This window comes from Rhodococcus sp. IEGM 1330 (assembly GCF_033142445.1).
Classification (GTDB): domain Bacteria; phylum Actinomycetota; class Actinomycetes; order Mycobacteriales; family Mycobacteriaceae; genus Rhodococcoides.
In genome coordinates this window covers 74861-85823 of record NZ_JAWLSB010000016.1, presented here as the reverse complement: position 1 = coordinate 85823, position 10963 = coordinate 74861, and the positions used below count along the sequence as shown (strand labels likewise).

Genomic DNA, 10963 nt, shown 5'->3' with positions numbered 1-10963 from the left:
AGTAGGACACCGCCGAACACAACATCCCAGAATGCCCCCGACCACCACGGTCGGGGGCATTCTGCATTTCGAAACCAACCAACACACCAACCAACCACCAACACACACACGCCCGCAGTCGCCGGCCGCGCACACAATCGCACCCCGGCCGCCCGTCATTTCCCGCGCATCCGATGAACGCGCGCGCATTTGCCGACACCCAGGTGAGGCGACCCGGACACGGCCCGTCCCCAGGTTGCCCGTCACCCCGACAATCGCCTCTCAGCGCACACGCGGGCGCATTCGTGATCCGCGCGCACAATCGCACTCCGACCACTACCTATTCCACCCGCACCTGACACACGCGCGCGCATTTGCGAACACCGGGGATGGGACCCGGGTGCCGGCGCGCGACGCGGCCGCGGACTGCGGACGCAAGGGTAAACGCGCGAGCGTGTGCGGGCTCGGAGTCTCGACCTTGCCTCTGGTCGCGGTAGGTACGAGTATCACTTGGCCGCGCACGGTGTGTCGGTTCGGTGCGTTGTCGTCGTCTTCGCACCACGTCGTTCCGAAGGCATAGTTGTCGCGAAATAGCCCGTGTTTCAGGTGAATTGGTGGACGACGAACTCGTGCGTCGTGCGTGCTGAATTTAATCGGTGGAGTTCGCCGCCTCGGCCGTGCATGATCGTGGCACAGGCACATCGCAGAGACCGTGGAGGTGGACAATGGCAGCAGAAGTGAATTACGTAGGCCGTCGAGTCGTCTATACGCGGCTTGCCATGATCGCCGATCATGCTCTCTGAGTAGGTCTTCGGCCGAATCGGTGCGGTCCGCCCGACGATATGTAGCAATCGATTCAATACTTCGCCGCTCAGCAATGCTGTGTATTCGGCGTCCACTCTTGTTGTAGGAGAACAGATGTACCACTACGAGCAGATACTTGACGAACACCGACAACGCGTCGCGCGTGGTACGCAGAACTACGAACGGCGTCGGATCGCGGCGGAAAGAGCTGCCGAAACTACTGTCGCAGAATCGGATTCACGCGAGAGTGAGGCTGCGGATACAGTGGCCTCGAACGACTGTGAACCGGAATCCGAGATCAGCATCGGGGTGATGTCGTCCCGCCACTGACAGTCAGGGCTCCATCAGATGTGAGTAGCGATCGCCCGCGGCTGCGATGAAGTCGCGAACGAACCAGCACGTAGGGACAACGTACAGTCCCTGCGTGCTGGTGTCGTCGAGAGCGTATTCAGTGAGGGCAGCGGCAAATCCCCGGCCGCGAAACTGCGGAAGTGTCACGGTGTGATGAAACGTTCTGGAGCTGTCCGATTCGAAGTATTCCGAGTACCCCGCCAACTCGGAATCGACATAGATCTCGAACCGATGGTCGGCACTGTCGTGGGTGATCTTGACCGCCATGGTGGTACCTCCTGGCCGAGTTCGGTGTCACCACGTTAACCCGGCACTCGTCCTGTGGGGTGTTCTGCGGTTACTCGAGCACGCATTGACGCAGTAGGGTGAGAGAAACCGAGTCGTGCAAGCGCCACCCGTCGCAACACCGCTCTTCATAAGTACGGGGCGCTCTCGAGGCTGAAGGTGGCAATCCGTGGAAGACACATCCGACCGGGGAATCAAGGCATTCATCCGAACCGTCGCTCAGCGCGGTGGACGCGCGGAGCGGCTGACGACGTCGCGACGCAATCCTGTGCAGGTCTGGTCGATGGACGGCACGTCGTCGTGCGTAGTCCGAGTGCGATCGAAGGTGACAGGTGATTGGAAGGCCCGCAGGCAGGACGAATCGCTCGAGAGTGACGACACCGGATCCTCGTATTGGGTGTTCGTCGATCTCGCGAACGAAGAGCCGCGCTTCTACATGGTCTCGTCCGAAGAGATGGCCACCGACATTCGCGGAGAAGTCGACCTGTGGGTCCAGGATTCGCCACTCCGTACCAGGACCGGGCATCACGCAATCGCGGTGGACCGAGTACTGCACGGCAGCGAGCGATGGGACCTGCTGGGTCTGAGTTCGACGTTGGACACTTCGGTCGACCTCGGCCCCGAACAGACGTGGGTTCGTACTCCACGGGTGAAGGCACCTCGTAAGTCGGCCAAGGCGACCGTCGAAGAAGAAGTGATCGACAACCGGGTACGCGTGGTCGCCGATTGCGAGGGCTATCGCCTGAGCGGCCGCTACGACCCCGAGACGCAGCGCCTCGAGATTACTGCAGGACCGATGGAAGGCCGACGGTTCGACAATCCTTCCGTCGCTGCCAGTGCGGTTGCCACACATATCAGTGGGGATGTCGAGGAACGTGACGGTTGGCAGTTCTGGCAACTGGACACTCCGGATCGTGCTCCGCTGGGATCGTTTCAGTAGAGAACTACAGCTCGCGACTGCTTTGTTGTGACTCCTCACCAAATTGGCTTTTCCGGTAAAAACGGGACAAAGGTCCGATTAATCTTGCGCTGGTAGGACGAGCTCCCTGTTTTAGCCTCTGGGTCGAATCGATGTTCGAGAGTTCGTCCGTGCATCGAATTCGGGCATCAGCGAGCTCAACGGTCGACAGTGCGAGGGGTGCTGTCGACCGTGGGGAGAGGTCTTCACCATGGAACATTCCTTCCGGACGGGCTCAGCCCATGCGTCCCGCTTCCTGTTCCTCATCGCCCAGTTCGTCGATCGGAGAATACCGGCCGAGTTCTTCTCGGCTCAGTTCCGCGAGCTGCAGAACACCCAATCCACGTATCTCGATGCCGACGTCTCTTCGGTCATCGGAATGTTGTCGGTCGACGTCGGCGCGTACCTGGGCGACGTCGAGATCCGAGGGGTGGACTACATCGACTCCGAACAACTCTGGCTGGCTGCCGGGCAGGCGTTCCGCGATCTCATGACCGTCCAGTCCGAGCACATCGAACGCGAGGCCGGGTGACGGCAACGCGCAACGTCACCGGAATCGATCACGATGCCGCAGAAGGTCTTCGAGCCGAAATCGTCTGTGAGTGCCGCGCATTTCGATCGGTAGATCGCCCGCATCGGCCAACCGTCTGACATAGGTGTCGGAAACGCCGAGAACCTCGGCAGCGTGCGAGGTGGTCAGCAACTCGTCCACGGTGCCGATGGACACCGCCCGGCCGGTCGAGAGCTGGGTGAGAAGTTCCAACACCGCAGTGCGTGCTGCGTCGTCGAGCCGAACCTCCGAACCGCCGATTCTGATGTCGACGTCTGCTCCGGTCCGCTCGTGAACGACCGCCGCCAACGAGTTGGCCGATCGCGACTCGAGAGCAGGCATGACGAATCGGAAGTCCATTCGTCCAGGATAGGAGCGTGTACAGGCGTCGGTACGCATAGGCTCGAAGCACCCAGAATGTGAGGAGTGTTTCAGTGCCGCAGTTGTTGCATCTCGATTCGTCCGCCGACCCGGATCGCTCGATCAGCCGCCGGGTGACGGCCCGGTTCTCGGACGCCTGGCATGGCATCGGCACCGACCACTCGGTGATCCATCGAGACCTGCACTCGAGTCCGCTGCCGCACCTACCCACCTCTGCGCTGCACTGGGCACCTCATCTGCGAACCGCCGACGAAACCGTCGAGCCATCCGCCGAGGCGTTGCAGGTCGAACTGATCGAGGAACTGATCTCGGCGGACGCGGTGCTGATCGGCGCGCCGATGTACAACTGGTCGATCCCGTCGACCCTGAAGGCATGGATCGACTACATACACGTTCCGGGCATCACCGTGCCGTTCGACAGTGACACGGCACCTCTCGTCGGCAAGCCCGTGGTCGTGGTGACCAGTCGGGGAAACGACTACACCCCCGGTACCGACAACGCGTCCGCCGACCACACCACCGCGCAACTGCGACAGGTGCTCGGACTTGCGTTGGGAATGGACGTGCATTTCGTTCCGGTCGACCTGACGCTCGCCGAGCGGGTGCCGGCGCTCGCACCGCAGATTCCGCAGGCACGAGCCAATCTCGAGGCGGCGTTCTCCGCCGTCGACGATCTCGCACTGCGATTGGGTGGAGCAACCGCCAGGTGAGGGCCGAGTAGCCTGGCGAGGTGCTCTCGAACGGCCTAGGCAACGACACCACTCGCGGTGAACGTGCATCGGGGCGCCATCGCGTCACGACGCCGTCGCGCGATCGCCTCCTCGCGCTCCGAATCGGCCGGGCTTTCGTCGCCACTGCGGCAGTTGCCTCGATCGCGGTGAGTGGAATCGGGTTCGCGGTGTACCGCGAAGCCACCACGGGACTGACCACATCGGATGCGCTCGACGGCATCGCGAACAACGATCCGAGTGGCAACGGCGAGGACACCAACATCCTGTTGATCGGCCTCGACAGCCGCAAGGACATGGACGGCAACGACCTGTCTGCCGAGTTCGTCACCGATGCGCTGCATGCGGGCGACAGCGACGTGGGGGGATACAACACCAATACCCTGTTGCTGGTGCACCTTCCGGCCGGCGGCGGGCGCGGGACTGCGCTGTCGATACCCCGCGACGACTATGTCGACGTTCCCGGATACGGCAAGCAAAAGATCAAAGAGGCGTACGGACTTGCGAAAGCCGACGCCGACACACAGTTGCTCGACGAGGGCGTCACCGATCCGGCCGAGCGTGAGCGTCGAGCGCGCGACGCGGGTCGACGATCGACGTTGACCGCGGTTCGTGATCTGCTCGACGTGCCGATCGATCATTTCGCCGAAGTGAACCTTCTGGGCTTCTACGACGTCGCAACAGCCGTCGGACCCATTCAGGTGTGCCTGAACAACCCGGTACACGATAACTACTCGGGGGCGGACTTCGCTGCGGGCGCGCAAGAACTGAGCGCTTCACAGGCGCTGTCCTTCGTCCGGCAACGCCACGGCCTCGACAACGGCGATCTCGATCGAACCAAACGACAGCAGGCCTTCGTTGCAGGAGTGATGGCCAAGCTCAGCTCCTCCGGTGTCATGGCGAACATCGGCGAACTCCGGGCACTCGTAGCGGGCACCAAGAACGACGTCGTGATCGATGCATCCTTGGATCCGGTGAAGCTCGCAGGGGGAGCCGGTGCAGTCATGCAGGGCGACATCGATTTCTACACGCTCCCGATCACGGGCTACGACACGATCGACGGGCAGGACGTCAACCTCGTCGACGTCGACGCCATCAGCGCCGAGGCAGCGCGGTTGATCGGCGACGCGCCTACGCCCGCACCGCCGATGACCGCGGCACCTGATCCAGCAACAACGCCGCCCCCGCTCGAGGTCGTCGCACCGAATCCGGCCCTGGATCCGGCCACAGCCCCCGACGCGGGTATGCACAGCGACGGCGGCATTCCCTGTGTCGACTGAGCCCTGCGTCGACTGAACTCGCGCGGTGTCGGTCAGAGCGTCGGCGCGCTGAGCAGAACGTCCATCAGCTGTTTCTCGATCGCCGCGAACTGCGGCGTCGTGACGATCTCGAGCCCGCGTGGGCGGGGCAGCGTCACCTCGATTTGCCGTCGAACGTGGGCTGGTCTGGGGGAGAGGACGATCACGCGATCGGAGAGATAGACCGCTTCGCGGATGTCGTGCGTGATCATCAGCACCGTCCACCGAAACTCCGACCAGACCTGCTGCAACCAGGCCTGCATGTCGCTTCGAGTCAACGAGTCCAGTGCCCCGAAGGGCTCGTCGAGCAGAAGTACCGATCGTCCCTGCACCACCGTGCGCAGCAGCGCCGCTCGCTGGCGCATGCCGCCGGAGAGCTCGGACGGCCTGGCCGACTCGTACCCGTCCAGGCCGAACACCGGGAACAGCTCGCATGCTCGCGCACGCGCCTCCTTCTTGGCAACGCCCTGCACTTCCAGCCCGAGGGTGGTGTTGTCCAACACCGAACGCCACGGAAACAACAGATCCTTCTGCAGCATGTAGGCGCACGGCGGTACTCGAACCGTGCCGGAGTCGGGTCTGTCGAGTCCGGCCAGCATGTTGAACACCGTGCTCTTACCGGAACCGCTCGGGCCGATGATCGACACGAACTCGCCGGGACGAACACCGAACGACACGCCGTCGAGCACGGGCTTGTCGCCGAATGATCTGGTGAGATCGCGAACATCGATGCACGTGTCGGCGGTGTCGGAGTCAGACATGAAGACCAGCCGAGCCGTGGCGCGCCCAAGGCGCGACGAACCGCTCCACCACAAAGGTGGAGACGAACAGGACCACACTGATCACGGCCGTCACGGCAACCGCGGCGAGAACCAGATCGGTACGAAACGAGTTCTTCTGTTGGCTCATGTAGATGCCGAGTCCCGCACTGGCCCCCGCATATTCGGCAAAGATCGCGCCGACCACGGCGTAGGTGATTCCGATGCGCAGTGAGGTGAAGAATCGGGGAAGCGCCGACGGTAGCCGCACGTATCGAAACTGTTGCCAGCGCGAGGCACCCATGCTGGCCAGCAGCGATCGCGCGTCCCGATCGGCCGCCGCGAAACCCTCGATGAGCCCGATGGCCATCGGGAAGAACGTGGCCAGTGCGATGACCAGGATCTTCGGAAGCAGCCCGAAGCCGAACCAGATGATCAACAGCGGCGCAATCGCGATGATCGGAAGCGTCTGCGATACGACGAAGAGCGGTACGAACGCGCGCCGCAGCCACGGCGAGAAATCCACCGCGATGGCCAGCAACCACGCCAGGGCCAGGGAGACCGCGAAGCCGACGAGGGTCACCTGCAGGGTCGCCGCCGCGTTCTCGGCGATCGCATCGCGCTGCGCCCAACCCTGGACCACCACACGGCCGGGGGACGGCAGCACCTGCGGCCGGATGCCGCTGATCTCGACGTAGACCTGCCAGGCGGCGATGAGTAGAACCACGACGGTCAGCGCGGGCCACGACCGACGCAGCGAGGCTCGGATACCGCTGAACGAGTAGGAACCTCGGTCAGCGGCTGCCGACTCATCGATCGCCGAGGTAGTCATTGGTGAAGTAGGTCGACCAGTCCGGCTCCGCGGTCAGAGGCGCGCCGTTCTGATCGGCCAGCACACCGCTGTCGTAGAGGAATTTCGAGTACGCGGTCCACTTGTCGAGACTCTGTCGTCCTACCTCGCCAGTGGAGTCCTTCATGTACTTCGCTGCGAGCATCTCCTGGCTCTCGAAGACGAGCGACTCGTCGGTGAAGGTTCCCGGATTGGCGTCGATCAGATCCTGTGCGGCCTTGTCCGGATCGTCGGCGGCGAGTTGGTAGCCGCGCTGAAGTGCCTGGACGAACTTCTCGGCCTGGTCCGGATGGGCTGCGAGCCAGGGCTCGTTGCCACTGATCGTGATGGCGTAGGCGTCGGGAAATCCATAGTCGGTGTAGTCGAAGTATTTCATCGGCGTTCCGCTGTGCTCGGCCTCGATGCCTTCCCACGCGAAGTAGGAGACGGTGAAGTCAGCGGTACCGGAGTAGACCGCCTCGTACGCCGAGGTGCCCAGTACCACCGTTTCGTATTCGCCTGTGCCGCCGTCGTTCTGGATGACCTTCTCGAGTCCGGCCTGCTCGCCGGACTCGCCGAAGCCGGCATAGACCTTCCCGTCGAGTGCCTTCGGACTCGGGATATCGTCTCGATCGGCGCGCACTCCGATGCCCGTCGCCCAGTGTTGCAGCGGCGCGAGAACCGACACCGTCTGTGCGCCGGCCGAGGTGGCGAAGACTCCCGAACTCTGTGTGCTGATACCGAACTCCGCGTTTCCGGCATCGACGAGAGTGTCCGCCGCGGTGTTGTTGTACGGCAGAATCTTCACGTCCAGGCCGGCCTCGGCGAAATAGCCTTCCTGCAGGGCCACATAGAGGCCGGTGTGGTTGGTGTTCGGCGTCCAGTCCAACGCGAACCGAATGGTGTCGGAATCCGTCGACTCCGAGCAGCCCGCCAGTCCGGTCGTGGCAACGACGGCGGCCGCCAACGCGGCGAGGATTCGAGTGGTTCTCATGCGTACACCGCACTCTCGGCCAGGGGCCATGGGGTGGGATGTAAAGCGCTGTCCCAGAACATCAATTCGTACCTCGATGCCACGACGAAGGCGTCGATCATCTGCTCGCGCTGTATCGGAGTCGCGGCAGCCGCGGCGTCGTCCACGAATGTCCTGGCGGCGTCGACGATGGCATGGAATTCGGGTGCGTCGTACGCGGCTACCCACTGCGCGTACGGGTGATCGGGATCGCGATCGAGAACCGCCTTCGCGGCACCGGCGAGTGAGCGGCCGACGTCGGCGTAGATCCAGAAGCACGGCAGAACAGCTGCTGCTGCAACAGGATACGGTTCGGTTGCCGCCGTCGCGGTCAGGTAGGACGTGTAACCGAGGCATGCCGGTGAAGGTTCGGGCGTCCGGGTCGACGGGGGCAGCGCTCCACCGGTCAGCATCGCTTCGTGCGATGCGGCTTCGTCCATCGCGCTCGCGGCGGCGCTTGCCCAGAATGCTCCGGCGACCGGGTTCGGTGCGTGTGCTGCCAGCAGTGACAGCGACTTCACGTACCCACCGAGATAGAGCGAGTCCTGTTCGAGGTATCGACGGAACGCATCGAGCGGAAGCGTCCCGGCCCCGAGGAGTCGAAGAAATTCGAGGTCGTCGATCGCGCGTCGAATGTCCTCGGAGGCATTCCACAGTCGATCGGTGAAGCGGACCGGGTCCGCAGATACAACAGGCGTCATCGCCTTGACATCCCTTCGTCAGCATTACCTGCATCAGGTTCGGCGGGTTTGATCTCAGCATCCGCATCGGCGGACACACCCCGTGTCAGAACGAAAGCGACAGTAACACCGGTCACTCGGTGTCGATGCCGCCGCCCCTGTATCTGCGGTTCGGCCTCAGCCCAGCATGTCCTCGAGTTCCATGCCCTTGGTCTCCCGGATCTTGGCCTTGACGAAGAAGAACGAGAGCGCGGCGAACAAGGCGAATCCTGCGTAGATCACCCACAAGCCCACAGACGACGTCAGTGGCGGGAAGGCAAGCGTGACAGCGAAGTTGGCCATCCAGTTGGCTGCGGTGCCGATACCGAGCGCCATGGCGCGCATGCGGTTGGGGAACATCTCACCGAGCATGACCCACATGATCGGACCCCATGTCGAGGCGAAGAAGATGACGAACAGATTGGCCCCGACCAACGCGATCGCACCCCACGGAGCGGGCAACGTGACGTCGTCGCCGCTACCGGTCGCCTGCGAGAACGCCACGGACGCCATGACGAGCCCGCCGAACATGCCGATCGAGCCCGCCATCAGCAGCTTGCGCCTACCGATTCGGTCGACGAACAGAATCGCCACGAACGTCATGACCACGTTGATCACGGCGGTGATGACAGAGGTGGTGAACGATTGATCCTCGGTGAAGCCGACCGAACGCCATAGCGTCGTCGAGTAGTAGAAGATCGCGTTGATGCCTACCAGCTGCTGCAGCACGGCCATCGTGATGCCCACCCAGACGATGGGTTGCAGGCCGAACTTCGGACCGCGAATGTCGGCGAACGACGAGCGTGACTCCTTGCGCAGCGTCAGCCTGATCTCGTGGACGCGCTCGTCCGGATGCAGTTCACCGGTGATCTCAGCGAGGACTCGGGCCGCTTCTTCGTCGAGATGCTGACCGACGAGGTACCGCGGAGACTCCGGGATCAGTGTTGCCAGCAACCCGTACACGAGAGCGGGAATCACGCCGACGAGGAACATCCATCGCCATGCTTCGATGCCGAACCACAGGTCGTTGGACGCGCCGTCGGCGGCACCGGCGAGGAGGGCGTCCGAAAGCAGAGCAGCGAAAATGCCGATGGTGATGGCCAATTGCTGGAGCGAGGCCAAGGAGCCGCGCCACTTGGCCGGAGCGATCTCGGCGATGTACGCCGGTGCGATCACCGAGGCGATGCCGATTCCGAGTCCGCCGAGCACTCGCCAGAGCATGAGGTCGGGGACGCTGAACGCCAATCCCGAACCGATCGAGGAAATGACGAACAGGGCTGAGCCCAGCAGCATGACTTTCTTGCGTCCCCAACGGTCTGCGAGGCTGCCGGCGAACCAGGCACCCACTGCGCACCCGATGAGGGCGATCGCGACCACGACGCCGGTGGTGAACGAGCCGAGGAGGAAGCGATCTTCGATCGAGTCGACAGCGCCGTTGATGACCGAGCTGTCGAAGCCGAACAGGAATCCGCCCACAGCAGCGGCGACGCTGACGCCGATGACCTTCGCTGTGTGGCGGTCCGAGGTCTGATTCATGAGTGATGCACCTTCCGGCCGCGCGCACGGGCGTCGGCCGCTGGGGAGACCGTACGGCAGGGATTGTCGTACCGTCCCCGGACATTACGCCTGGTAATTTGCCGCGTGAACGAGACCGTCAACGAAGGTCGAAATCCTCGTCCGAGACTGTGAAACTGTGGCCGACCTGATCGGAGCACGTGACCCCGGTCTGCTCGTCGACACTGCACCGAAGGCCGTTGGTGGAGCCACTTCCGGGGACGGTGAGCTCCTCGCCGTACGGCAAGGCCGCTGCGGGTCCGTCGAAACGGTGGAACTTGGGATCGCCGAGGCTCTCGAACTTCGCCGGGGATCCCGCGATCAACTGCACGGCATTGGGTTTGACTGCACTCCGCGATGCACCGATGCCGGCAACTTCCGGTGCCGAATCAGGGAGTGATCCGTGGCATCCGGCGATCGAGGACTCGAGGACGGCGATACCGCACTCGAATTTTCCACTGGGGCTCGAGAAGTAGTACCAACCTGGTGCTTTGCCTGCGTAGTCCTGCGGCTTCGCCTGGGCTGCAGCAGGACTCGTCGATGCCGCCGTGGTGGACGTCGGCGTGGTGGTCGCTGTGGTGGACGGTGATGCCGGCGCAGCGGAGGCGGCAGAGGGAGCCGTGGTGATCGGGGTGGGGCGGTCGGTGATCACGGTCGCCATCGGACCGTCACCTTCGCCGCTCGAACCGCAGGCTCCGAGCAGGAACGCCCCGACGACTGCCACTGCGGCACATCCGATTCTCTTCATCGCCGGTTC

The 10963-nt window shown here is 63.3% G+C and carries 12 protein-coding genes and 1 riboswitch; of the genes, 4 read left to right on the top strand and 8 right to left on the bottom strand.

The genetic code is table 11. The annotated features are described in order from the left end of the window. Positions 1-1116: 1116 nt before the first annotated feature. Positions 1117-1401 carry a GNAT family N-acetyltransferase gene (locus tag R4P57_RS26105; protein WP_317805770.1) on the bottom strand — a complete coding sequence of 95 codons (285 nt, stop codon included), beginning with the start codon at positions 1399-1401 and terminating at the stop codon, positions 1117-1119. A gap of 187 nt (positions 1402-1588) precedes the next feature. Here R4P57_RS26105 and R4P57_RS26100 point away from each other — a divergent pair, with 187 nt between their 5' ends. Next, a complete protein-coding gene (locus tag R4P57_RS26100) occupies positions 1589-2359 on the top strand; it encodes a hypothetical protein (protein ID WP_317805769.1) in 771 nt (256 codons plus the stop codon). A 229-nt stretch (positions 2360-2588) separates the two neighbouring features. Further along, positions 2589-2909, top strand: a complete 321-nt coding sequence (locus R4P57_RS26095) for a homoserine dehydrogenase (protein WP_317805768.1) — start codon at positions 2589-2591, stop codon at positions 2907-2909. A 15-nt stretch (positions 2910-2924) separates the two neighbouring features. On the opposite strand, the gene R4P57_RS26090 is transcribed toward R4P57_RS26095, so the two are convergent. Further along, positions 2925-3287: a helix-turn-helix domain-containing protein gene (locus R4P57_RS26090; protein ID WP_317805767.1), complete on the bottom strand. Its 363-nt coding sequence runs from the start codon at positions 3285-3287 to the stop codon at positions 2925-2927. 74 nt (positions 3288-3361) lie between these two features. Between R4P57_RS26090 and R4P57_RS26085 the strand changes: the two genes are divergently transcribed. After that, the gene (locus R4P57_RS26085) at positions 3362-4018 is read left to right on the top strand and encodes an FMN-dependent NADH-azoreductase (protein WP_317805766.1); all 657 of its coding nucleotides are present in this window, start codon (positions 3362-3364) and stop codon (positions 4016-4018) included. A gap of 20 nt (positions 4019-4038) precedes the next feature. Next, a complete protein-coding gene (locus R4P57_RS26080; RefSeq protein ID WP_317805765.1) occupies positions 4039-5316 on the top strand; it encodes an LCP family protein in 1278 nt (425 codons plus the stop codon). 32 nt (positions 5317-5348) lie between these two features. On the opposite strand, the gene R4P57_RS26075 is transcribed toward R4P57_RS26080, so the two are convergent. From R4P57_RS26075 to R4P57_RS26050, 6 genes are all read right to left on the bottom strand, one after another. Then, on the bottom strand, positions 5349-6095 hold the full coding sequence (locus R4P57_RS26075; protein WP_317805764.1) for an ABC transporter ATP-binding protein: 747 nt from the start codon (positions 6093-6095) through the stop codon (positions 5349-5351). After that, complete coding sequence (locus tag R4P57_RS26070; protein ID WP_317805762.1) at positions 6088-6924, bottom strand: ABC transporter permease; 837 nt, start codon at positions 6922-6924, stop codon at positions 6088-6090. The genes R4P57_RS26075 and R4P57_RS26070 overlap by 8 nt, the downstream gene beginning before the upstream one ends. Next, complete coding sequence (locus tag R4P57_RS26065) at positions 6902-7915, bottom strand: ABC transporter substrate-binding protein (RefSeq protein WP_317805761.1); 1014 nt, start codon at positions 7913-7915, stop codon at positions 6902-6904. Before R4P57_RS26065 ends, R4P57_RS26070 begins: the two co-directional genes overlap by 23 nt. Further along, a complete protein-coding gene (locus tag R4P57_RS26060) occupies positions 7912-8634 on the bottom strand; it encodes a TenA family protein (RefSeq protein WP_317805760.1) in 723 nt (240 codons plus the stop codon). The genes R4P57_RS26065 and R4P57_RS26060 overlap by 4 nt, the downstream gene beginning before the upstream one ends. Next, positions 8628-8727: riboswitch (TPP riboswitch) on the bottom strand. It overlaps the preceding gene by 7 nt. 63 nt (positions 8728-8790) lie before the next feature. Then, entirely contained in the window at positions 8791-10188 is a 1398-nt protein-coding gene (locus tag R4P57_RS26055) for a sugar porter family MFS transporter (protein ID WP_317805759.1), read from the bottom strand. A gap of 118 nt (positions 10189-10306) precedes the next feature. Then, the gene (locus R4P57_RS26050) at positions 10307-10954 is read right to left on the bottom strand and encodes a hypothetical protein (protein ID WP_317805757.1); all 648 of its coding nucleotides are present in this window, start codon (positions 10952-10954) and stop codon (positions 10307-10309) included. Positions 10955-10963: the final 9 nt, after the last annotated feature.

Excerpts from the sequence above, each read along its gene's own strand:
- R4P57_RS26105 (WP_317805770.1), bottom strand. The coding sequence starts at position 1,401 with ATGGCGGTCAAGATCACCCACGACAGTGCCGACCATCGGTTCGAGATC.
- R4P57_RS26095 (WP_317805768.1), top strand. The coding sequence starts at position 2,589 with ATGGAACATTCCTTCCGGACGGGCTCAGCCCATGCGTCCCGCTTCCTG.
- R4P57_RS26090 (WP_317805767.1), bottom strand. The coding sequence starts at position 3,287 with ATGGACTTCCGATTCGTCATGCCTGCTCTCGAGTCGCGATCGGCCAAC.
- R4P57_RS26075 (WP_317805764.1), bottom strand. The coding sequence starts at position 6,095 with ATGTCTGACTCCGACACCGCCGACACGTGCATCGATGTTCGCGATCTC.
- R4P57_RS26070 (WP_317805762.1), bottom strand. The coding sequence starts at position 6,924 with ATGACTACCTCGGCGATCGATGAGTCGGCAGCCGCTGACCGAGGTTCC.
- R4P57_RS26065 (WP_317805761.1), bottom strand. The coding sequence starts at position 7,915 with ATGAGAACCACTCGAATCCTCGCCGCGTTGGCGGCCGCCGTCGTTGCC.
- R4P57_RS26060 (WP_317805760.1), bottom strand. The coding sequence starts at position 8,634 with ATGACGCCTGTTGTATCTGCGGACCCGGTCCGCTTCACCGATCGACTG.
- R4P57_RS26055 (WP_317805759.1), bottom strand. The coding sequence starts at position 10,188 with ATGAATCAGACCTCGGACCGCCACACAGCGAAGGTCATCGGCGTCAGC.
- R4P57_RS26050 (WP_317805757.1), bottom strand. The coding sequence starts at position 10,954 with ATGAAGAGAATCGGATGTGCCGCAGTGGCAGTCGTCGGGGCGTTCCTG.